We start from the raw sequence: 23712 nt of genomic DNA on the forward strand, positions 1-23712 counted from the left end.
TTTTCCCTATTTTTACATAGCCAAATAACCTTGCATGAATGATTTCAATAATCCGGTATTGAAAAAACTGCCCGCGCACCTCCGGCAATACCTCGTGGAGCAGCATTACGAAAACTATACGCCCATTGACCATGCGGTATGGCGCTATGTCATGCGGCAAAATTACAGTTACCTGAAGGATGTAGCTTACTATCCTTATATCCCGGGCCTGAAAAAAGCAGGGCTTAGCATAGAGCGGATACCCAACCTGCAAACCATGAATGACCATCTCAGGAAGCTGGGCTGGGGCGCCGCTACCGTAAAGGGTTTTATCCCGCCGGCCGCTTTCATGGAATTCCAGGCCTGCCGGGTATTGGTGATTGCAGCGGATATTCGCCAGATAGGGCATATTGAATATACGCCGGCCCCGGATATTATCCATGAATCGGCGGGCCATGCGCCCATTATCGCCGACCCTGACTACGCGGAGTACCTCAGGTACTTTGGCGAGATAGGCGCCAGAGCTATCTTTTCAAGGAAAGATTTCCAGCTTTACGAGGCCATCCGGCGCCTCTCCGTCCTGAAAGAGATGCCGGCTGCCGATCCGCGGGAGATCAGCAAGGCCGAAGAGGAACTTGCGGAGCGGCAGCGCAGCCTGGGCCAGCCTTCGGAAATGGCGCTGCTTAGCAGGCTTCATTGGTGGACGGTGGAATATGGGCTTATCGGGACGCTGGAAAACCCGAAGATATACGGCGCCGGCCTGCTTTCTTCTATCGGAGAAAGCGTTACTTGTATGCAGCCTTCCGTAAAAAAACTTCCCTATACCATTGAAACGGTTAATTACCCTTACGATATTACGCAACCCCAGCCTCAGCTGTTTGTAACGCCTGATTTTGAGAACCTGCTCAACGTGCTTGAACATTTTGCCGGCTCTATGGCCTTTCGCAGGGGAGGGCTTGAGGGAATTCTTAAAGCCGTGGAATGCGGTGAAACCTGTACAGTGGTGTACAGTTCAGGACTGCAGGTCTCCGGGGTGTTCCGGGACGTGGATGTGGACGGCCTGGTGTATATTCAAACAAGCGGGCCGTCTGCCCTGGCAACTGACGGCAAACAGCTGCCCGGCCAGGGGCCTTCCGTACATCCTGGCGGCTATGGTTCGCCGGTAGGAAAACTGAAAGGGTATTCCATTGCCCTGGAAGATTTTTCACCGGGGGAATTGAAGAGCATCGGGCTGGAGCGGGGGAAATTCGCCAAGCTTGAATTCGAAAACGGGCTGTGGCTGGAAGGCTTGCCGCAAGCGACGGAATACAGGAACGGGAAGCTCATCCTGATCAGCTTTACGGATTGCACGGTGAAAGACGGGAAAACGGGCAAGCTGCTTTTTGAACCTTCCATGGGAAAATACCATATGGGTGTCGGGGAAAAGATCCTTTCTGTTTTTTACGGCCCCGCAGACCGCGAAGCTTTTGACCGGGAACTGAAAGCCGCCGGCGCAGGAAAAAAGCCGGCCGCCGGTGAAACCTTAGCCGGTGAAAACTCAGCGGCCGGGGAGATACGGGGCGCCGGGGACATGCCGGGCGCCCGGGAAGGTTCGGGCAAAGCGGGAAAGGCCGGCGGCGGCAATGTGCATCATGGCCAGGGCCGGCTCGGGGAACTTTATCAAAAGGTGAGGGATGTGCGGGAAAGGCGCCTGGACGCAACCGCGCTGCCCAAACTATGGCAGGAGTTAAAAGAACGTTTTCCCGCTGACTGGCTCTGCGCCCTTGAAATCCTGGAAATCCTCGAAAGTGACGGCATTTTCAAAGATATTGCCACAGAAATAGCCTCCTGGCTTGAACAGAAAAGCGTTCGGGAGCCGGCGCTGGCAAAACTGATCAGCGACGGGCTGGCAGTTATGCGCCAGCCTGGCATCGAAGCCTTGACCAGGTAAGTTGTTATTTGCTGATGATCACTTCTACCCGCCGGTTCCTGGCCTGGCCCGCAGCCGTATCATTGGACGCGAGCGGCTTTGATTCCCCGTAACCTTCGGTTTGCATGCGCGCAGCCGGTATGCCAAGGCTTTCCATGTATTTCTTGACAGATTCCGCCCGCCTTTCGGACAGCCACTTATTGTAATCGTCTGTTCCTGTATTATCCGTATGGCCGTCAATTTGGATGGCGCTGTAGGAATGTTTTTTCAGGGCTCCCGCCAGTTCCTGCAGCTTTCCGTGCGCCGCATCGGTAAGATAGGAGGAATTCAGTTCGAAGAGAATATTGGAGTCAAAAGTTACTTTCACGCCTTCCGCTACTTCTTCTACTTTGGTGCCCGGCATGTCTTCCTGCATATCAGCCACACGCGTATCGGGAGCCGTTTCCTGCTGCGGAGCCTGCTCCACAATTATTTGTTTGCTTTTACAGGAAAACAGGGAAAGGCAAAGGGCGATGCTGAAGGTCAGGAGTAGGTATTTTCTCATTATCACATTATTTATGCCCTAAAAATAGGCAAAAACAGCGATATTCGAATCATGAATATCATTGTTACAGGAGCAAGCCGGGGTTTGGGGTACGAAACGGTCCTGCGGCTTTCCGGGCCCGGGGAACACCGGGTGCTGGCCCTGGCCCGTTCCGGGGAGAAACTAAGCCGGCTGCAGCAAGCTTGCCGCTCATTGAATCCGCAGGCAGCAATTTCCGTCCTGGAATTTGATGTACTAAGTGAAGAACATCAGGGCCTTGGCGGACTCATTGAACAGGAGTTCGGCGGGACTGTCCACATCCTGGTGAACAATGCGGGGCAAATGATCAATAAACCTTTTGAAAACCTGGATGACGCTGATTTTGAAGCTGCCTGGCGAAGTAATTTCCTGGGGCCGGTAAGGATGATACGAAGGCTTCTCTCCTACCTCCCGGAAGGCGGCCATATCCTGAACATCGGGAGCATGGGCGGATTTCAGGGCAGTGCTAAATTTCCGGGGCTCGCCGCTTACAGCGCTTCCAAAGCTGCATTGCATAATCTCACCGAGTGCCTTGCCGAAGAATTGAAATCGCGGGATATCCGGATTAATTGCCTGGCCCTGGGCTCGGCCCAGACAGAAATGCTGGCGCAGGCGTTCCCCGGTTACCAGTCCCCTGTTTCGGCTACAGAAATGGGAGCCTTCATTGCCGATTTCGCGCTGAGCGGCCACCGGTTTTTTAACGGGAAGGTTCTTCCCGTGGCAGTAACCACTCCCTGACCGGCCTATTTTCGCTTATGCCAGTATAACATTGCGGATATTCCAAATACTTCTTCGCTAAGGGTAAAGAAACCGCTCCCGTCTTTTTTCCAGGCAATTGCTTCTCCCTGGGGCTCGGGCGCATAAAGAAGCCTCCGGGCTTTTCCCCCAAGAGCCTTCTCCAGCTGCGTATTCCCGCTTCTTTGCCAGTAAAACAGCCGGTTATAATTCTTTAACAGGATTTCGCGGCCGTCCGGGGAAATATCGCCCCCGGTCATGCCCGTATAAGGAAGCGTTCCGGTTCGCTGAAGCATAAGCGTATCCGTTGGGCTGGCCGGCAATCTTACCTGGTATAAGCCGGCTTTGGCTTCCCGCTTGGAAACAATGAAGGCTTTGCCGGAAATGGGATCGGTCATAAAGGTTTCCGCATCCCGCGGCCCGCCCTCATACTTCAGGAAGAAGGTGTCAATGGCCTGTTCTTCGATGGTATCGGTATAGGGCTTTCCTCTTTTTTCTGTCAGGGGTTCTTCAAACCTGTAAATTACCACGCAGGAACGCTTAGCCAGATTGTCGCCGATGTCGGCTATGTATAGATATTTTTTACCGGGTACGGGTCCCGTGCCGGAAGCCATGTCCTCCCAATCAACGGCCTCCGCTCCCTCCAGGTAGTAAGTGGCCATATGCACTCCCTTATCCGTCAGGGCAAAGATGCGGGCATCATCTCCGCTGTCGTTGTGCGCCCAGACCAGCCCCGGATCATTGATCCCTCCGGCGATGCCTGAAACTTCCTGAAGGCCCGGCACCTTCACGGCGCCGGCGGCAAAAGCTCCGGAAAATGATGGCCCTTTCGGTAACGCCTCCGCCGGAGTAAGGTCTTCTTTTTTACTGCAGGAATTTCCGCCGCAAAGCAGCCAGCAGGCCAGTAGCGGAATGATTCTGAGGGCGGAACGGGAAACGAGGAAGCTATTCATCCAACTGCAGTAATACTTTCCAGGCCTTGTCCACGTTTCCTTCGTCCAGCAGTTCCGCGGCCTTGCGGTGCAGCTGCCGACGGAGGGAGGGGGTATCGCCTTTGAATGCAAGGAACATTTCCCTTATCTCTGAATCGGCAGACAATTCAGCTATTTCTTCGGGCGCGGGCAATTTCTCAATGTTTGCCAGCTGGCCCAGGTGATTGCCGGTCAATACCACGGACAGGCGAATATGCGCAGGCAATTGGTCTACTCCTATACCTGTAGGGCCAAAGGGCTTGGCAACACTGAACAAGGATGCAGGATTTACCCGGCAGTACCATGCGGCGCCCAGGCGGGCTACCAGGTCGGTCTTTGTCTGGTCTATCAGGTTATTCTCATCCAGGACGCTTTCCTGTATATGGATCATCAGCACCTCAGCAATCACCAGGTTGCCTGCTCCCGCCGTTTCGGCCAGTGGGATCACCTGGCGCACCCGGCATTCGAGCTGCATGGGGGATTCCCTGACCCTCGGGGGCCGCACCCGTTCCGAAGGAACTTCCGTAAACCCTGCCTTCCGGAACTCATTGACGCCCCGGGGATATTCCGTACTTGCCAGGGAAGTTTGCTGCACCATCGCATAATTCACGATGTTGATGACCACTTCGGGTACCTCCAGCACGTTATCAAGCGTATGTTTGGTGGTATTGTCGCGCAGCCGCCGCGAGGGCGAAAATACGCAGATTGGCGGCTGCGTACTGAACATGTTGAAAAAACTGAACGGGCTCAGATTTACCATCCCTTCCTTATTCACCGTACTTGCAAAACAAATGGGCCGGGGCGCAATACCATGCTGAAGGTAATGCTGCACCTGCAAAGCGCTGAGATCCTCAATCCTGAAACTCACCATACTGTTACTCCATGCTTCTTACTACTGTATTGGACAAGTGTCCCAGCCCCGTGATCTCCATCTCTATACGGTCCCCCGGCTCCAGCCATCGCTCCCGGTAATCCGGATCTTTAAGCAGACCGGTACCGTTCAGTTCCAGGAAACAACCGGTGCCTGCGGTGCCTGAGCCGATGACATCTCCGGGAAACATGTCCACGCCGTAAGAACAGCGTTCAATAATTTCCGCAAAGGTCCAGTTCATAAAAGCGGAATTGCTCCTGGAAACAGGCATTCCGTTTACCCAGCACAGCATTTCCAGGTTATAACAGTCCCCGGTATGGCCAACGGACGGACTTACCTTATAGGGAGCAAGTTCATCCGGCGTGACCAGCCAGGGCCCGATCACCGTAGCAAAATCCTTTCCTTTCGCCGGGCCAAGGTTCAGTTTCATTTCCGCCATTTGCAGGCGCCTGGCGCTTATATCATTCATGATCATATAGCCCGCAACGTAGCTGTCGGCCTGGTCTGCCGGGATATTCCGCCCTTTCTTGTTCAGCACTATGGCCAGTTCCAGCTCAAAATCGAGCTTTTCGAAATGGGCCGGCATGCAAAAGATCTCTCCCGGCCCTTGAATAGCCTGGTGATTTGTAAAATAAAATACCGGGAAGGCATCATACTCGGGGATCATTTTCAACCCCCTGTTGCGGCGCGCGGCGGCTACGTGTTGGCGGAAAGCATATCCGTCCCGGCAGGAGGAAGGATGCGGAACGGGGGCGAGGAGTTCAAAAAACGCTTCGGTCTTTGCTTCAAGGGAGCCGCTGCCGATGTTAGCGTTAATTTCCATGGCGCGATCCATCAGTCCGGCACCGCCCTGCAGGAATTCATTCATGTTGTCGGGAATCGCTTTATTACAGGCGTGCAGGTTATAAATATGCCCGTTAATAAATACTCCCAGATGTTCTTTCTCTTCGGTCTTATAAGATACAAGCTTCATATTGGGTTATGATTGGTTTGGTCAAAGCTATGAAATTATTCATTTTTTCCTTACCTTGGTCCTACCAATTAATAACCATGAAAAAGCAAAACACCAGGGGAATGACGGCACTCTGCCATCAGCTCATTTCCAGTATCGTATTTGCCCAGTATTAAATCCGGCCTTTCGCTTATATTCAGGCTTGCGTTCTTACCTGCCTGCCTCCCGCTTCCACGTTACTATTAATAAACCTGGTCAATAAACCCCGGATTTATGCCTGTTTATCACACTTTAGGGGAAATTCCCCCTAAAAGACATACCGTTTTCCGCCAGCCCGACGGAAGGCTTTATGCCGAAGAACTTGTTTCTACGCAAGGTTTTTCGGGAATGTATTCCCTGGTATATCATTGCCACCCACCTACTATCGTAAAGGAAACGGGTACACCGTATTCGGTGGAACCGGCCATTGCGCGAAAAAAACATCTGCGGCACACCAGCCTGAAGGGATTCCAGGTTTCCCCGCAGCCGGATTACCTGGAAAGCAGGAAACCGGTGCTGGTGAACAGCGACCTGCAGATCTCCCTGGCAGCCCCGCAAAACTCCATGCAGGATTATTTTTACAAGAACAGCCAGGCCGACGAGATCGTCTTCATACACGAAGGCTCCGGCCTCCTGCAAACCGGCTTCGGAGAGCTTCCCTTTGAATACGGCGATTACCTGGTGATTCCGCGCGGCACCATTCACCGCTTCCGGTTCAATGATACGGCCAACCGGCTGTTCATCGTGGAATCTTTCAGCCCGGTTCGCACACCAAAACGCTACCGGAACGATCAAGGGCAGCTGATGGAACATGCTCCGTATTGCGAACGGGATATAAAGCGGCCCCGGCACCTGGTGACTCATGACGAAAAAGGGGAATTCAGGATCCTCATAAAAAAACAGGGCCTTATCTATCCTTATATCTACGGAACGCATCCATTCGACTATATCGGATGGGACGGCTTTCATTATCCCTGGGGATTTTCCATCCATGATTTTGAGCCTGTTACCGGCCGGCTCCATCAGCCGCCGCCTGTCCATCAGACATTCGAGGCGGATAACTTCGTCCTTTGTTCCTTCTGCCCGCGTAAATACGATTACCACCCGCAATCCATTCCGGCGCCGTATAATCACAGCAATGTGGATTCGGACGAAGTGCTGTATTATGTGGACGGCGACTTTATGAGCCGAAGGAATGTGGAACGCGGCCAGATCACCCTTCATCCCGGCGGCATTCCGCACGGACCGCACCCGGGAGCGGTTGAAAAAAGCATTGGAAAAGAAGCCACGGATGAACTGGCCGTAATGATCGACCCCTTTCACCCGCTGATGATCACCGAAGAGGCCCTGAAGATCGAAGATCCGGACTATTACAAGTCCTGGCAGGAAATGGTGGAATAATGAACCAATCTAAAAAATTACTAATGGAAACTACTTTTGATAAAAATACAGAAAATGAGCAGGCCGGCGGCGGATTGTCCGGAAACGAAAAAGCGGAGCCGGATTTTCTTCCGCTGCTCGGAACCGATCATATTGAGTTCTACGTAGGCAATGCAAAACAATCCGCCTATTATTACCAGCGAGCCTTCGGATACCGGCTAACCGCGTATGCAGGCCCCGAAACAGGATTACAGGGAAAGGCTTCCTACCTGCTGGAACAGGGAAAGATTAAACTCGTACTAAGCAGCCCCCTCTCGCCCGGCAGCGAAATAGCCGAGCATGTACGTCTGCACGGCGACGGCGTTAAAGTGCTGGCCCTCACGGTTGAAGACGCTGTTTCGGCTTTTAATGAAACCGTCCGCCGGGGCGCCCGTCCGGTACATGAACCCCACCGCCGGCAGGACAGCGAGGGGGAAGTCATCCTTTCATCCATTGAAACCTATGGCAGCACGATCCATACCTTTGTGGAAAGAAAGAATTACCGCGGCGCTTTCCTGCCCGGCTTCAAAGCCCTGCGCCGGCCTGCGCTTTCCGCTCCTGCGGGATTAAAATACATTGATCATTGCGTAGGCAATGTCCCGCTCGGCGAAATGAACAAATGGGTCCGCTTTTATGAAGACGTAATGGGTTTTAAGCTGATGATCACTTTTGACGACAAGGATATTTCCACGGAATACTCCTCGCTGATGTCCAAGGTGGTTTCCAACGGCAACGGCTATATAAAGTTCCCCATTAACGAACCTGCCGAAGGGAAGAAACGGTCACAGATTGAAGAATACCTTGATTTCTACCGCGGAGCGGGTGTACAGCACCTGGCCCTGGCTACCGATGATATTATCGAAACCGTCAGCAGCCTTCGCAGGCGCGGCGTAGAGTTCCTGCAGGTGCCTCCGGGCTATTACGAAGACCTTGAGAAACGGATCGGTCTGATAGACGAGGACCTGGAAGCCCTGGGGGCGCTCAACATCCTGGTGGACCGCGACCCCGAAGGTTACCTGCTGCAGATCTTCACGAAGCCCGTGCAGGACAGGCCTACCCTATTCTACGAGATCATTCAACGAAAAGGCGCCACATCTTTCGGCAAAGGTAATTTTAAGGCTTTATTTGAAGCCATTGAACGGGAGCAGGCCTTAAGAGGGAACTTATAGGATGCTTAAAGTTCAGCCGGATCAATGACAACATGCTTGACGGATTCCCTCCAGTAGGTATAGGTGATATGAACCATGCCGTCAGAAGCCTGGATAACCGCCGGGTAGGAATAGCCTGCTTCATGCGGCTTGTTTTCAAGGGTCATCACAGGTGTCCAGCTGATGCCATCTTCTGACAGTGCTATATTCAGCATATTCCGGTTATTGGGCTCGGGCCCCTCTTTGGTTGTGTGATTGTAGACCAGTAACTGCCGGCCGTCCTTCAGCGTAACGGCATCCGTTCCGGAATTCGGATTGGGCAGGCCGGTTGCGGTCATCTCGCTCCAGGTGAGGCCCTGATCTTCCGACCAGCTTTGGGCAATGACGTCCTGGCGGGTGCGGCATAATACCTGCAGGCGCCCGTCAGGGTAGGTGAGAATACTTGGCTGTATGGCGTCAAACGTTGTTCCATCGTTAATAGGCCCCGCGACTTCCCAGGTATTACCACCGTCCTTGCTGATCTCAAAATGCACCTTCCATTCATCGCCGGATGCCGCATTTTCCGTTTCCGTACTGGAGGGGCAGATAATGGTGCCGTCGGCCAGTTGAACGGGTTTGTTTTTAACGGGGCCCAGGAGATGCCCTATCTTTTCGTCTTCCCCCAGTTTCCTGGGCGCGGACCAGGTTTTACCGTCATCTTCAGAACTTATCAGCATGCCCCACCAGGTGCTGGGGCTGGGGCCTACCTTATAAAACAAGAGCAGGGGGCCACCTTCGGGGCGAAACAGTACCGGGTTCCAGCAGGGATAGCGCAGCGTATCGTTCTGCACGCCATTGGCCACTTCTTCCGGATATGTCCATGCGCCGTTTTCCAGCCTGCTGACACGGATCCCGACATCGTCGTGCCGTTCATAAGTTCCTGCAAAAAAAGCGGCCACTATTCCGGAAGGTGTTTCCACGATGGTGGATGCATGGCATTCCGGGGTAGGTTTATCGTTCAGGGGATAGATCAGCGCACCCTTTATATACGCTCCCTCCCCCGGCTGGCTCAGCGGAGGAAGATGATACTTACCGGTAATGTCGTTTGCCGGCTGCCGGTTATTGCAACCGGTAAACCCGATAAAAGGAAGCATGAAGATCAGATAAAGCTTTAACCATTTCATATGCGCGCTATTTATTACTGCCCGGATCAAGATAATAAAAATGACCGTCTTCTGCCCCGGCCAGCAATTCAGGAACTCCGTCTTTGTTCCAGTCTACCATGGTGGGACTGGTTGTATGGCCGGCAAGTACAGGTACCCCTATCATTCCCCTTTCCGAAAAAAACCATTTTCCGTTCTTTTTACCCAGATTCTTCATAAATGAAATATTCCCGCTATTCACCAGAATATCAATAAGGCCATCCTGGTCCCAATCTGCCAATGCAAATTTAACCCTGCCGCTCCTCCCGTATTTTTCCGTGTTTAACCGCAACGGGCCGGGAAGACTGTCTGTAACAGCATGCCGACTGTTGAATCCTGAAGCACCCGTCCCGTAAAACACGCGCTGACCCGGCGTCAATACAAGTTTGCCGTCTTTTTTAACGCGTTCAAAAAAGGCCAGGTAACCTTCGTGATCAAGCATGACCAGGTCGGCCAGCCCGTCTTTGTTCCAGTCAGTTGCGAAAGGGGTAGTCCGCCATTGGCTAACCAGGGCATCTGCGCCCGGGTCCCACCAGTTCCATTGCGGCCGGGGAACTTCTCGTCCGCCCCAGTCTACCTTAACTGCCTCCGCCCCGGCCAGCCTCGGACGTGCTGCCGGGCCGGTATTTCTATACCACAGCACCTTTCCCCAAATAGAGTTCACCAGCAAATCTTTTAAGCCGTCCCCGTCCCAGTCAGCCACGGAAAGAGTGGTGTACCCCCATTTTGCTTCAGCAGGCCCCTGAATGGATCCGTTCGTGCCTGCCTGGATACGAATGACGCTGCCGGCGGCCTTGAGAAGCCTGGGCTTGGCCCAGCGGGGAGGATTTCCGCCATCCAGGTTTTCTATGAAAGCGATGTAACCTGCCGAATTGCCAGCAACCAGATCCTCATCCCCGTCATTGTCCCAGTCAGTACTAAAAGGTGTTGCCAGCGCCCCAAACTTCAGGTTACCGGCTTTTTGCTGAAAATACAAAGGCGATTCCCATACGGGCATGCTGCCCTTTACCTGCCCCGTATTCCTCAGCAGGGCCACTCTCCCGTCCTCATCACCAACCACAAGATCGATATGGCCGTCCTTGTCCCAATCCACGGCGACGGGAATGATCATTTGCAGATCCATTTTTATAATTCCCGCGGAGTTACGGAGGTATTTGCCAGCCGCGTATACCGGCCGTTCAGACGAACCGGTATTTTCAAACCAGGTCAGCCTGTCCAGAAATTCCCCGCACACCAGGTCAAGATCGCCATCACCGTCAAAGTCGGCAAAATTCGGAGAGGGAGCCCCATACACATCGATAATTTTCCCCCCGGCCTCCAGGCGTCCCTGGTTCCGGTAGTTTCCGTCCTGGTTTTCAATCAGATAAACATAACCGTGAAGCGGGCCGTTCGTCCACTTCCCTTTTTCATTAAAAGCGTTGTCCCAACCATAATCGCTCCAATCGTCTACTCCCACGATGATGTCTTCATCGCCGTCCTGGCCATAATCTACGAGCTTCCATTGATTGAAACGAGGCTTCTTCTTAAAATCTGACAAAATGGAGTCCACAGGGTAAAGCATCTTCTTCTCACCCGGCCTTGCGTTGCTGAAATCCATGAACTCAGCGCCCGGCACCAGCACTCTCGGCTTCCCGTCAATGTAGGAAACCTGCACGTCCTTTAACGCGTCGCCTATACGCCTGGGAGGCTCGAACAGAGGTACAGCTTCGCCAGACGCGTTTTCGAAATAATATAAGCCGCCGAAGGGTTTATCCGGACAAGAAACGACCAAATCCATATCTCCGTCATGATCGTAATCCATGGGAAGCGGCCATGCCCAAAGACCTACGCCAAGATCTGCTACTGCTCCCGGATTATTGTACTTTACAATTTCGAAACCGGCAGCTTCTGTGCTGTCAGCCGGCGCCTGGGCGGGGAGACTCCCCGGCAACAGGGCAGCTGCCAATATAAACGCTATCGCCATAGTACCAAACATCGGAAATAAAAGCATGGGTTTTCTATGATTTCTTAGCAGAAAACTATAGCATATTATCATTCAGTCGGCGGAATGCCCTGCAACAATTGTTATATTCGTAGAATAAACCCGCCAATGTTTTATGAAGCCTCATTTCCATAAGGTTCCGGTAAGGTCCAGCAACTCGTTTAGTATCCGCCATGATAACCAGTCCAACCCGGGAATCTGGCATTATCATCCCGAACTGGAGCTTCACTATGTGATCAGGGGAGAAGGCCTGCGGTTTATCGGGGACAATATCAGCAATTTTACGGCCGGCGAACTGATCCTCCTTGGCGAAAACCTGCCGCATAAATGGACGGCTGGCGAAAAAAAACCGGGGGACGGGAAAGACGACGCTTTTGAAGTGATCGTGATCCATTTCCGCCCCGACTGCCTGGGCCGTGATCTCCTTATGCTGCCGGAATCAATCCTGATACGTAAGCTTTTTGAAAAAGCCGGTAAGGGCATGTTGTTCGGCGGCGAGTCCAGGACGCGGCTGGCAAACCTGATGTACTCCGCATTGAAGGCAGAGGGCCTCGACCGGCTGATCGTTCTGTTATCCATGCTTAAATTAATGGCCGAAAGCGCCGGCTACGAACACATTGCTTCCGCGCATGCATTTTCCCCTTCCAACGAATCAGATATCCTGCGGCTGAATAAAATACACGAGTATACGCTGGCCAACTACCGGAAAGAGATCAGCCTGGAAGAAATTGCGGCGCTCAGCCACCTGAGTGTTACTTCCTTTTGCCGTTACTTCAAACTCATGACCCGGAAAACCTACCTTGACTTCCTTACCGAGATCAGAATCAGCCATGCCTGCCGGCTGCTGATTGAAGATAAACTGGCCACCGGCGTAATCTGTTATGAGTGCGGTTTCCATAACCTCTCTAATTTTTTCCGGCATTTTAAGAAGGTAACCGGCTTAACGCCGCTAAAGTATAAACAGCAGTATTTATTCAGCAAATCGGCACAGCTGGCTTAAGCCTTTGCCATGTCATTCGCCGGAAGGGATCAGTATTCCTGTCTCCTCCGCCAGCGCCCGGTAGGTCTCAAACAGTCGGTCTATATGCGCTTTTTGCATTACGGTGAGTGCGACTGTTTTCTTCCGCGTTACCGCGTTTTTCAATATCCCTCTTTTCTGAAGAAAGTACTTGGCCGTGGCCGGGTAACCGCTGTGCATCAGCTCCATATTCCGGGTCAGGAATTGCTGCACCTTTTCTACCTCCGGCTGCTGGGCTTTATCGTTAAAGTTATCGCAAAGCCAGGTAATCAGTTCGGGAAAATAATTGCCCTGGATGCAGGAAAGCCCGGCGGCGCCGGCCCTCAGGCTTTCCACGGCATGAACCGCGTACGCATCGTACAGGCCGAAATCCCGCCCTTCGGCGGCTTTCAGCTTCTTCTTTACCAGGCTCAGGTCCAGGCAGGTGTCTTTGTAGTAAATTACCCTTCCGGTTTCCAGGAATGGCTTTAGCTGTTCCGCCTGAAGAATGCGTTTATACGGCTCGGGGCATTCATAAAAACCCAGGGGAATACCCTCCGTACGCCGGAACAAATCAAAGATCCGGGCATCCAGGACCTGATCCGGCTCTTCGGCAGTTGCTACGACGCCGGTGATAATAATAGTCGCCGCCGCGCCCGCGTCATGCACCTGCCTTATGCATGCCGCCTGCTCTCCAGGCGAAGCGCTGAAGGTCCCGGTGGCCACTACAGGAACGCGCCCGCCAGCGGTTTGAAGCACCTGTTTCAATATTTTCCTTCTTTCCTCCTCCTCCAGGTCATACATTTCACCTGACAGGCAATTGGCAAATAATCCCAGCGCCCCGCATTGCAGGTAGTATTCCGTCAGGCGGGCCAGGCCCGCGTAATCAATGCGCCCATTCTCTTCGAAAGGGGTAAGCATGACCGGGATAAATCCTCTCTGTTTCGCCATCGTTAATTCTGATTAAGATACCGGCTTCTGCGCAGCGGGCTTCCTGAGCCAGCCCAGGAAACTGCCCGAAAGGAATATAGCAAGCGTTCCCGCAACAATGATCATATTGGCATGCAGCGGGTTGCGCAGGTAGGAATATTCACTGGGAATGAGGTACGAGAAGGTCATCCAGAGAATGATCAGCACCCCAAGGATAATAGCGGCAAGCGCTTCGCGGTTTCCGGCTTTCCGGCTGATGATCCCCAGCAGGAAAAGCCCCAGCATACCACCCGCGAAGATTCCGGACAACTCCCACCAGATATCCAGTATGCTCTTTACCCCTATCATAGCAATTCCTGCGGCCATGCCAATAATCCCAAAAATGGCGGTAGTGATAAGCAAGGCCCGCATATGCTGCTCCGAACTGGCATTCCTTTTTAGGTATCGCTTGTAAATATCTTCCGAGAAGACCGTGGCGGAGGCATTCATTCCGGAACTGATGGTACTCATGCCCGCCGCAAGTATGGCGGAAATAATCAGGCCCGCCAGGCCTGGAGGCACTTTTTCAGCCATAAAATGCGGCATTACCTTGTCCCCATAGTCCGCGGGCCCCAAGGTAGCGGCGCGTGCGGCAACCGCTTCACCGGAGGCGCCGGGCCCTAATTGTTCAGCAGCCGCCTGTAGTTTGATCTGGCCCGTAAGCTCCGGGTTTTCCTGGTAATAAGCGTACAGGCAGGTACCTATAACAAAAAACAAAAGGGAAAGCGGAACGTATAATTTAGCGCAGATCCAGATAGAACGGGAAGCTTCTTTTTCCGAACTGGCGGTATGGTACCGCTGCACATAATTCTGGTCCACCCCGAAATTATTCAGATTAATAAAAAAACCATATAGCAGGATGACCCAAAAGGTAGGCTCGGTAAAGATGGGCGCAGCGCTGCCCAGGCTGAATTTATTGTCACTAATGCCGGTTTCCAGGATCTTCCCGGCGCCTCCCGGCATATCCAGCAGGATCAAAACAACTATTAACAACGCCCCTCCGCTCATCAGGATGGCCTGCACCACCTCGGTCCAGATAACCGCCTCCATTCCGCCAAGCACCGTATACGCAAGAATGCAAAGCCCGATCACGAGCATGATCGAAGTCATGGAATAGCCCGTAAGCGCCTGCAGGGCCAGCGCCATTCCAAAGAATATGGAACCTATCCGGGCCACCTGGGTTAGGAGGAAACAGATAACCGCATACGTGCGGGCCCAGGGACCGAAACGGTGTTCCAAATGGGTATACGCTGAAACTTCGCCCGCCTTCCGGTAAAAGGGAACAAAATACCGCGAAGCGACCCAGGCGGCCAGGGGAATGGAAAGACTGAAAACAAAGGCGTTCCAGTTGCTGCCGAAGGCCTTACCGGGAACCCCGATAAAGGTATTGCTGCTTAAAAAAGTGGCATAGAGGGAGATCCCTACGGCCCATCCGGGAATTAGGCCGGAACCTTTGCTGAACTGCCCGGCGTTCTTATTTCTCCTGGAAAACCAAAATCCGGTAAATACCATCGCAGCCAGGTACAGGACGATTACGGTCAGGTCAATCAGCGGCAATTCTTTCATATCACAAATCTATCGAATCGCAACGAAGCTATTTTATACCATCTTTTCAATATACTATAGGATTTTATCGTACTTCGGGATATGGCCCATTTTTTGCTATTTTGCAAAAGTATGACAAGAACTAAGCGCATTGCCATTTTTGCCTCAGGGTCCGGTTCCAACGCCCAAAAGATCATTGAACATTTTAAAGACAGCAGCGAAGCCGAAGTAACCATTATTCTCTCCAATCGCCCGGATGCATACGTGCTGGAGCGAGCCGATAATCATGAAATCCCAACTCATGTGTTTGACCGGGAAGAATTTTATCATTCCGCCAGGGTGGTTACCTTACTCCAAAACCTGGAAATCGACCTGGTGGTGCTGGCGGGTTTTCTCTGGCTGATCCCTCAGAATATGCTGGAAGCCTTCCCCGGCAGAATCGTTAATATTCATCCTGCGCTGCTTCCTAAATACGGCGGACAGGGAATGTATGGCGACCGGGTACACAAAGCCATTATGAGCGCGGGAGAAAGAGAATCGGGTATTACTATCCACTACGTGGATGAGGTTTACGACGCCGGTGACGTTATTTACCAGGCGCATTTTAAAATAGAACCCAACGATAACCTGGATATGATCAAATATAAGGGACAGCAGCTGGAACATTTGCATTATCCCCGTATTATTGAAAACCTGCTGAAAAAATTATAGGCCGGGTTTCCGCGGCGCCGGTGCGGTGACGATTTATTTTCAGGGATTCAGCCTGCAAAAACGAGTAATTTTTCCTAAACTTGCGCTTTGAATTCTTGATCCCTGAAATAGACAATGAACCATCCCGTAAAAATCAAAAGCGCCTTAATTTCAGTTTATTACAAAGACAATCTCGATCCCCTGATCCATCTTCTCAAGGACATGGGCGTGACTATTTATTCTACCGGAGGTACGGAACAATTTATTCGGGACCTTGGAGCAGAGGTGCAGCCCGTGGAAGGGCTTACCTCCTACCCTTCTATCCTGGGGGGAAGAGTTAAAACGCTTCATCCTAAAATTTTCGGGGGCATCCTGGCCCGCAGGGACCACGCAGGAGATCTTGAGCAACTAAAACAATACGATATCCCTCCCGTTGACCTGGTGATAGTGGACCTCTATCCTTTTGAGGAAACAGTCGCTTCAGGTGCCGCAGAAGAGGAAATCATAGAAAAAATAGACATCGGCGGAATTTCGCTGATCCGGGCGGCGGCAAAGAATTACCGGGACGTGGCCATTATAGCTTCCCGGAATGAATACAGCCATGTAGAAAAATTGCTGAGGGAACAAAACGGCGACCTTTCCCTGGAACAGCGGAGGGAGCTGGCCAAAAGAGCGTTCAATACCAGCTCTCATTACGACACGGCTATCTTCCATTATTTCAACCGGAAAAACCCATTGCCGGTATTCAAAGAAAGCCTGCAGGCTTCCCAGACACTTCGCTATGGCGAAAACCCTCACCAGCAGGGAACTTTTTACGGGAAGCTGGACGATATGTTCCTGAAGCTGGGCGGGAAGGAATTATCCTATAATAATCTTGTGGATGTAGATGCGGCGGTGGCGCTCATGGCGGAATTCAGCAATGACGATCCTACCTTCGCTATTCTGAAACATAATAATGCCTGCGGAGCAGCTACGCGGGAAACCCTGGCCGAAGCCTGGAAAGATGCGCTGGCCTGCGATCCGGTATCCGCCTTCGGGGGAATACTTATCTGCAACCGGGCAGTGGACGCGGAAACTGCTTCCGCCATCAGCGAGTTATTTTATGAAGTGCTGATCGCCCCTTCCTATGAAGAGAACGCCCTGGAGATCCTTCGAAGTAAAAAAAACAGGATCATTCTCCGGCAGCGTGACATTGAGCTGCCCTCCAGGCAATTCCGCAGCCTGCTGAACGGAATCATTGAACAGGACAAGGATCTTTCCATTGAAGGCCCGGAGCAAATGAAAACGGTTACTCTTAAAAGTCCTTCTGCCGCGGAGCTGAACGATCTTTTTTTTGCAAATAAGCTCGTGAAACATACTAAATCCAACACGATCGTGTTAGTGAAGGGGAATTCTCTGCTGGCAAGCGGCGTGGGTCAGACATCCAGGGTGGATGCACTGAAACAGGCAATTGTCAAGGCAGGCGCCTTTGGTTTTGATCTTGAAGGCGCTGTAATGGCTTCCGATGCCTTTTTCCCCTTTCCTGATTGCGTGGAAATTGCTCATGAAGCAGGAATCACTGCTGTATTACAGCCGGGAGGGTCTATCAGGGACCAGGATTCCATTGATTTATGCAATAAAACTGGATTAGCAATGGTGGTAACGGGGATACGTCATTTTAAGCATTAATTGAGCCTGTGACTAACAGCTTTTTTTGTAAATTAGCGGAAAAAATAGAAAAATTCATCAAATACCGGAAAATTATAGCAGCAATATATGGGATTGTTTAATTTCCTGACCCAAGAAATCGCCATTGACCTTGGTACAGCCAATACCCTCATCATACATAACGACAAAGTAGTAGTGGATGAACCCTCCATTGTTGCTATAGACCGCCGAACCGGAAAGATCATTGCGCTGGGGAAGCAGGCCTTACTGATGGATGGGAAAACGCATGAAAATATTAAAACCATCCGGCCGCTGAAAGACGGCGTTATCGCAGATTTCGATGCCGCCGAGCATATGATCCGCGGTTTCATAAAGATGATCAACGGGGGAAGGGGCTGGATGTTCCCCTCCCTGCGACTGGTGATCTGTATTCCCTCCGGCATTACGGAAGTGGAGAAAAGGGCCGTGCGCGATTCCGCGGAAATGGCAGGCGCCAAGGAGGTCTATATGATCCATGAGCCTATGGCGGCGGCAATCGGCATTGGTATTGACGTGGAAGAGCCTATGGGAAATATGATCATTGATATTGGAGGAGGCACCACGGAAATCGCCGTTATCGCACTGGGAGGCATCGTCTGCGATCAGTCCATCCGGGTAGCGGGAGATAATTTTGATTCCGACATTGTCAATTATATGCGTCGGCAGCATAATATCCTGATCGGGGAGCGTACTGCCGAAAAGATCAAGATCGAAGTGGGCTCAGCCCTTACCGAGCTGCAGGACCCTCCTTCGGACTTCGCCGTACAGGGACGGGATCTCATGACCGGGGTCCCCAAGCAGATCCTTGTTTCCTATACCGAAGTAGCGCATTGCCTTGACAAATCCATTTCGAAGATAGAAGAAGCCATCCTGAAGGCCCTTGAGATCACTCCGCCCGAACTTTCTGCGGATATTTACCAGACCGGCATTTATTTAACAGGTGGCGGGGCCTTGCTGCGGGGGCTGGATAAAAGGATTCAGTCCAAAACCAAGCTTCCCGTTCATATAGCGGAAGATCCTCTTCGCGCCGTGGTACGCGGAACCGGGATTGCTTTGAAGAATATTGGTAATTTCAGGTTCCTTATGCAATAATCAATCCTCTGAATGCGTAATCTCTGGCTGTTCATACTTAGAAACAACGCATTTTTCCTGTTCATCATCTTTGAAAGCGCAGCTATTGTTCTTCTGGTGCAGCATAACCGCTACCAGAAAGCAAGCGTGGTAAATTCTGCCAATCAAATCACAGGGACCATTTATAGTAAAGCAGACCAGGTGAGCCGCTACCTCATGCTCGGAAAGGTGAACGACAGCCTGGCAATGGAAAATGCCCGGCTTCGCAGCAGGCTGGAAAACGCATTCTATGATACCGACACGACGCGGGTGACCATACAAGACACCGTTAACCTGCAGCAATACACCTATATTACGGCACGGGTAGTCAATAATACGATCACTTACCGGAGTAACTGGCTGACGCTGAACCGGGGCGCTGCCGACGGCGTAAAAAGCGGCATGGGCATTATGGGGCCGCATGGCATAGCGGGCATTATCAAAGACGTTTCGGAACATTTCTCTACCGCCTACTCGATCCTTCATAAAGACGTCCGCGTAAGCGTAAAACTAGACTCTTCCAATAATATCGGATCATTGGTGTGGCCCGGGGTCAACCCGATGCTGGCCGCCATGGAAGATGTCCCGACGCATGTACAGGTGAATAAGGGCGAAAGGCTGGTCACCACAGGATTCTCCCTTTTCCCGGAGGGTACGCCGGTAGGTACAGTTGTTGACGTAAAACGGGGCGGCACAAAAAGCTTCCTGGGAATTGACGTAAAGCTGGCTACGAATTTCCAGCAATTGCAGTATGTATATATTGTTGTAAATAAATTCCAGGAAGAACAGGAACAGCTGGAAGAAAAACTGGAGCAATGATCAGGATCTTTGTCATAAATATCATCCGCTTCTTTCTCCTGGTATTATTCCAGGTACTGTTCCTGAAAAACTTCAGCCTGTACAACCTTGCCATTCCCTGGTTCTACGTCTTGTTCATTTTGCTGCTGCCGCTGCAGACTTCCAATTTTCTCCTGTTCCTTTTGTCTTTTCTGCTGGGTCTGTCAGTAGATATGTTCTCCAACTCCCCCGGCCTGCATGCAGCGGCCTGTACGGTTATGGCCTTTTGCCGCATCCTTCTGATCAGGGTCATTACTCCCCGTGACGGATATGAAAACACAGCAGAACCCGGCATCAGGGCTATGGGTTTGCGCTGGTTCCTGATGTACAGCTCCGTCCTGGTCATTATTCATCACCTGGTACTTTTTAACCTGGAGATATTCCGCCTGCAGGAGTTCTTACTATCTTCGGCCAAAGCTGTTTCAAGCGCAATTTTTACATTATTTTTAATCATTTTGAGCCAATATTTATTTTCCGGTAAACGAAAATAATGTTCCAATTGCCTGCAAGTCCACATTCCAAATTCCAAAGTTTGTAGTTTTTAGTTTTTAGAGGCGGAGCGCAAGGCCTGAAGCACACCTGAGGCACGCCTGAAGCATCTGAAGCAGAACCGAGGGAAGAAATGAAAGATAACTGGAATAAAGGGAACTGGTTTACTAACTTTGCGCTTTAAAAGCTAAGCGCGTTAAACCAGGAACTCGAAACTAAAAACCGGAAACTAAAAACTGAAAACCGGAAACTAGAAACTACAAACTGAAAACCGGAAACTAGAAACTACAAACTGAAAACCGGAAACTAGAAACTACAAACTATAAACAGGAAACCGGAACTATAAACCGGACATCAGAAACCGGAAACTGACAACCGGAAACTAGAAACTACAAACCACAAACTATAAACTGACTAAGGAGTGAACGCATACTTCGAAAGGAAATACATTATTCAGGGGATCATCATCGCAGCCGCCCTTATCCTGGTGGCCCGGCTGTTCTATATGCAGATCCTGGATACCCAGTACCGCCTTTCGGCCGAAGACAACGTGTTGAGAAGGAATGTAGTGTATCCCGCAAGGGGCATTATCGTGGACAGGAACAACAATATACTGGTGCAAAATCAACCGGTATATGACCTGATGGTTATTCCCAAGGACATCCGGGCATTCGATACCCTGGCCCTTTGCCGGCTTATCAACTTGGACAAAGAAGAATTTCTTGAAAAATTGGACAAGGCCGAAAGGTACTCTTACTATAAAGCTTCCCTTTTTGAAAAACAGCTGTCCGATACCCTTTATGCATCGCTGCAGGAAGCGCTTTACCAGTTTCCGGGGTTCTTCGTTCAGAACCGGACGGTCCGGAATTACCCGCACACGGCGGCCGCGCATGTACTTGGATATGTAGATGAAGTGACCGAGGGGGACATCAAAAGATCTGATAATTTTTACCGGCAGGGTGACTATATTGGCCGCAGCGGCATCGAAAGAGCATACGAAGAGGTGATCAGGGGGCACCGGGGCGTTTATTTCCAGATGGTGGACGCCTTTAACAGGCCTAAGGGCAGTTTTCAGAACGGGCGTTTTGATACGGCGGCCGTGGCGGGTGAACCGCTGGTCTCCTCGCTTGACCTGGAACTTCAGCAGCTGGGAGAGGCCCTTATGCAGAATAAAGTGGGAAGCATTGTAGCCATCGAGCCCGAAACCGGTGAAATACTGGCCTTCGTCAGCAGTCCTTCCTATGATCCTAACCTTTTAGTAGGCAGGAAACGCGGCAATAATTATATGAAGCTGCTGCGTGACGAAAATAATCCTCTTTTTATCCGGCCCACCCAGGCCCAGTATCCGCCGGGCTCCACCTTCAAACCTTTAATGGCCCTGATAGGGCTGCAGGAAGGAATCGTGACGCCCGAGACCCGTTTTCCCTGTTATGGCGGTTACCGGATGGGCAGGCTTACTGTTCGCTGCACGCATAACCACCCTCCTTTAAACATTGCACAATCTATCCAGGGGTCCTGCAATGCCTGGTACTGCCATGAATTCGCCCGGCTGATCGACCATAATCCCCAGGCTGCTTCCGCATCAGATGCGTATAAGCGCTGGAGAACTTACCTGGAAAACTTCGGCCTTGGCCTTTCAAGCAAAATCGAGCTTCCGTATGAAGCCGCCGGCATTCTAAAAAAAGCAAGTTATTACGATGATATTTACGGAACCGGCAGCTGGCGTTCTTCCAATATTATTTCTCTGGCCATTGGGCAGGGGGAACTGGGCGTAACACCGCTGCAAATGGCCAATATGATGGCGGCCATTGCCAATAAGGGATATTACTACCGGCCGCACCTGGTTAAATCCATTGGAGATGAGAAATATATACGCCCGGAATTTACCCGGAAAATGAATACGGGTATTGATGAAAAACATTTCGAAGTGGTACACGAAGGCATGCAAAAGGTGTTTGAACCGGGGGGAACGGCCGTCTATTCCCGCGTTGAGGGAATAGATATCTGCGGCAAGACCGGCACCGCCCAGAATCCCCATGGGAAGGACCATTCGATATTTACCGCTTTTGCCCCAAGGGAAAATCCAAAGATCGCCATTGCTGTCGTAGTTGAGAATGCTGGTTACGGATCAACCTGGGCCGGCCCGATTGCCAGCCTGATGATCGAAAAGTACCTGCGCGACACGATCAGCCGGCCCGATTATTACATAGACCGGCTCCTGGAAGCCAACCTGCTGCCTGAAAAAGAGGAAAAGAAACCTGCTCCGGAAACCGCTCAAAATAAAACGGCCGATGTATCCAGGTAGCCAGCAGCAAAAGCACCGCAGTGTTTTCCACAACGTGGACTGGCTGACGATTTTTCTTTATCTCTGCCTGATCCTGATAGGCTGGGTCAATATTTATGCAGCGGTATATGATGTAGAACACCAGAGTATCCTGGACCTTAGCAGGAATTACGGAAAGCAATTGCTTTGGATCCTCAGCTCCTTCGTTTTAATAACGATCATCCTGCTGCTGGACTCCAAGTTCTTCAGCACGTTCGCCTTTGGCTTTTACGGGCTCACCATTATGCTCCTCCTGCTGGTACTTGTTATCGGGACAACTGTGGGCGGAAACCAGGCCTGGATTGCGATCGGCGATTTTCGCTTGCAGCCTTCCGAGTTTGCAAAAGTGGCCACCGCGCTGGCCCTGGCTCGCTTTTTAAGCGGGAATAATATCCGTATGCAGGATACAAATACCAAGTTCATGAGTTTTGCGATCATCGCGATTCCCGTGATCCTGATCCTGCTGCAAAAGGACGCCGGCTCAGCGCTAACCTTTACCGCATTCATCCTTGTACTTTATCGTGAGGGCCTGCCTTCCCCGATCCTTGTCATTGGCGCCACTCTTGTAGCGCTATTTATTCTCGCCCTGATCATAAAGCCCGTTTACCTTGCTCTTATCCTGTTGGCCGGAGGCGGCTTTCTGATCTATAAACTCCGGAAACGGCGAAAACTTATCACCGTGCTTTCAATGGGCCTGTTCATTTCTGTGGCTTTCGTTTTCACTACGAATTATTTGTTTTACCGGGTTTTGCAGCCTCACCAGCGCAGCCGCATCGAAGTTTTGTTAAAAGATGATGTTGATCTCCGGGGAGTGGGATACAACCTGAACCAGTCAAAGATCGCCATCGGTTCCGGGCGGCTTTTGGGAAAGGGCTTTTTAAAGGGGACGCAAACCAAGTATAATTTCGTACCCGAACAAAGTACCGACTTTATCTTCTGTACGATCGGCGAAGAATGGGGCTTCCTTGGAAGCACCCTGGTAATCGGACTTTACGTTGCCCTGCTGTTGCGCATCGTACATGTGGCGGAACGGCAGCGCGCCTCTTTTACCCGCATTTACGGCTATGGAGTCGCTTCCATTATTTTCTTCCACCTGGTGATCAATATAGGAATGACCATCGGGCTTGTTCCGGTGATTGGCATTCCCCTGCCCCTCCTCAGCTACGGAGGCTCCTCCCTGTGGGGATTCACCATCTTACTGTTTATCCTTATTAAACTGGATGCAAACAGGATGGGTGCGATCAGGTAAGCCCGCGGGCCGGATATGAAGCATGACCGAAGGCTGCAACCACGAAGTTGCAAACCTTCTGCTGCAAGCT

General features: G+C 51.5%; 20 protein-coding genes. 12 read left to right on the forward strand and 8 right to left on the reverse strand.

What is annotated here, in order from left to right; genetic code table 11:
• Positions 1–34 precede the first annotated feature (34 nt).
• Positions 35–1909, forward strand: a complete 1875-nt coding sequence (locus FRZ59_RS00895) for an aromatic amino acid hydroxylase (protein ID WP_132127736.1) — start codon at positions 35–37, stop codon at positions 1907–1909.
• A 4-nt stretch (positions 1910–1913) separates the two neighbouring features.
• Here FRZ59_RS00895 and FRZ59_RS00900 read toward each other — a convergent pair whose 3' ends face one another.
• On the reverse strand, positions 1914–2432 hold the full coding sequence (locus FRZ59_RS00900) for an OmpA family protein (RefSeq protein WP_132127735.1): 519 nt from the start codon (positions 2430–2432) through the stop codon (positions 1914–1916).
• 51 nt (positions 2433–2483) lie between these two features.
• Between FRZ59_RS00900 and FRZ59_RS00905 the strand changes: the two genes are divergently transcribed.
• Complete coding sequence (locus FRZ59_RS00905; RefSeq protein WP_132127734.1) at positions 2484–3188, forward strand: SDR family NAD(P)-dependent oxidoreductase; 705 nt, start codon at positions 2484–2486, stop codon at positions 3186–3188.
• 5 nt (positions 3189–3193) lie between these two features.
• On the opposite strand, the gene FRZ59_RS00910 is transcribed toward FRZ59_RS00905, so the two are convergent.
• Genes FRZ59_RS00910 through FRZ59_RS00920 form a run of 3 tightly spaced genes read right to left on the reverse strand, consistent with a single transcriptional unit; the run spans position 3194 to position 6000 of the window.
• On the reverse strand, positions 3194–4138 hold the full coding sequence (locus FRZ59_RS00910) for a hypothetical protein (protein WP_132127733.1): 945 nt from the start codon (positions 4136–4138) through the stop codon (positions 3194–3196).
• On the reverse strand, positions 4131–5027 hold the full coding sequence (locus FRZ59_RS00915; protein ID WP_132127732.1) for a flavin reductase family protein: 897 nt from the start codon (positions 5025–5027) through the stop codon (positions 4131–4133). Before FRZ59_RS00915 ends, FRZ59_RS00910 begins: the two co-directional genes overlap by 8 nt.
• A 4-nt stretch (positions 5028–5031) precedes the next feature.
• Entirely contained in the window at positions 5032–6000 is a 969-nt protein-coding gene (locus FRZ59_RS00920) for a fumarylacetoacetate hydrolase family protein (protein WP_132127731.1), read from the reverse strand.
• A gap of 252 nt (positions 6001–6252) precedes the next feature.
• Here FRZ59_RS00920 and FRZ59_RS00925 point away from each other — a divergent pair, with 252 nt between their 5' ends.
• Positions 6253–7419, forward strand: a complete 1167-nt coding sequence (locus tag FRZ59_RS00925) for a homogentisate 1,2-dioxygenase (protein ID WP_132127730.1) — start codon at positions 6253–6255, stop codon at positions 7417–7419.
• A gap of 23 nt (positions 7420–7442) precedes the next feature.
• Positions 7443–8606 (forward strand): 4-hydroxyphenylpyruvate dioxygenase, encoded by a 1164-nt coding sequence (hppD, locus tag FRZ59_RS00930; protein ID WP_132127729.1) that lies wholly within the window; start codon positions 7443–7445, stop codon positions 8604–8606.
• A 5-nt stretch (positions 8607–8611) separates the two neighbouring features.
• On the opposite strand, the gene FRZ59_RS00935 is transcribed toward hppD, so the two are convergent.
• A complete protein-coding gene (locus FRZ59_RS00935; protein ID WP_207910196.1) occupies positions 8612–9748 on the reverse strand; it encodes a sialidase family protein in 1137 nt (378 codons plus the stop codon).
• A 7-nt stretch (positions 9749–9755) separates the two neighbouring features.
• A complete protein-coding gene (locus tag FRZ59_RS00940; RefSeq protein ID WP_132127918.1) occupies positions 9756–11729 on the reverse strand; it encodes an FG-GAP repeat domain-containing protein in 1974 nt (657 codons plus the stop codon).
• 133 nt (positions 11730–11862) lie between these two features.
• Here FRZ59_RS00940 and FRZ59_RS00945 point away from each other — a divergent pair, with 133 nt between their 5' ends.
• On the forward strand, positions 11863–12747 hold the full coding sequence (locus tag FRZ59_RS00945) for an AraC family transcriptional regulator (RefSeq protein ID WP_132127728.1): 885 nt from the start codon (positions 11863–11865) through the stop codon (positions 12745–12747).
• Between the two features lie 12 nt (positions 12748–12759).
• Here the strand turns inward: FRZ59_RS00945 and FRZ59_RS00950 are convergent, their stop codons facing one another.
• A complete protein-coding gene (locus tag FRZ59_RS00950; protein ID WP_132127727.1) occupies positions 12760–13695 on the reverse strand; it encodes a dihydrodipicolinate synthase family protein in 936 nt (311 codons plus the stop codon).
• A 12-nt stretch (positions 13696–13707) separates the two neighbouring features.
• Entirely contained in the window at positions 13708–15279 is a 1572-nt protein-coding gene (locus FRZ59_RS00955; RefSeq protein WP_132127726.1) for a sodium:solute symporter family protein, read from the reverse strand.
• A 111-nt stretch (positions 15280–15390) separates the two neighbouring features.
• Here FRZ59_RS00955 and purN point away from each other — a divergent pair, with 111 nt between their 5' ends.
• The 7 genes from purN to rodA all read left to right on the forward strand — a co-directional run bounded on the left by purN (position 15391) and on the right by rodA (position 23642).
• Positions 15391–15969: a phosphoribosylglycinamide formyltransferase gene (gene purN, locus FRZ59_RS00960; protein WP_132127725.1), complete on the forward strand. Its 579-nt coding sequence runs from the start codon at positions 15391–15393 to the stop codon at positions 15967–15969.
• 114 nt (positions 15970–16083) lie between these two features.
• A complete protein-coding gene (purH, locus tag FRZ59_RS00965) occupies positions 16084–17616 on the forward strand; it encodes a bifunctional phosphoribosylaminoimidazolecarboxamide formyltransferase/IMP cyclohydrolase (RefSeq protein WP_132127724.1) in 1533 nt (510 codons plus the stop codon).
• A gap of 87 nt (positions 17617–17703) precedes the next feature.
• The gene (locus FRZ59_RS00970; protein ID WP_132127723.1) at positions 17704–18726 is read left to right on the forward strand and encodes a rod shape-determining protein; all 1023 of its coding nucleotides are present in this window, start codon (positions 17704–17706) and stop codon (positions 18724–18726) included.
• A 12-nt stretch (positions 18727–18738) separates the two neighbouring features.
• On the forward strand, positions 18739–19563 hold the full coding sequence (gene mreC, locus FRZ59_RS00975; RefSeq protein WP_132127722.1) for a rod shape-determining protein MreC: 825 nt from the start codon (positions 18739–18741) through the stop codon (positions 19561–19563).
• Complete coding sequence (locus FRZ59_RS00980) at positions 19560–20072, forward strand: rod shape-determining protein MreD (RefSeq protein WP_132127721.1); 513 nt, start codon at positions 19560–19562, stop codon at positions 20070–20072. Before mreC ends, FRZ59_RS00980 begins: the two co-directional genes overlap by 4 nt.
• A 419-nt stretch (positions 20073–20491) precedes the next feature.
• A complete protein-coding gene (gene mrdA / locus FRZ59_RS00985) occupies positions 20492–22375 on the forward strand; it encodes a penicillin-binding protein 2 (RefSeq protein WP_132127720.1) in 1884 nt (627 codons plus the stop codon).
• A complete protein-coding gene (gene rodA, locus FRZ59_RS00990; RefSeq protein ID WP_132127719.1) occupies positions 22362–23642 on the forward strand; it encodes a rod shape-determining protein RodA in 1281 nt (426 codons plus the stop codon). The genes mrdA and rodA overlap by 14 nt, the downstream gene beginning before the upstream one ends.
• Positions 23643–23712 lie beyond the last annotated feature (70 nt).

Origin of the sequence: Anseongella ginsenosidimutans (genome assembly GCF_008033235.1) — a bacterium.
GTDB lineage: Bacteria > Bacteroidota > Bacteroidia > Sphingobacteriales > Sphingobacteriaceae > Anseongella > Anseongella ginsenosidimutans.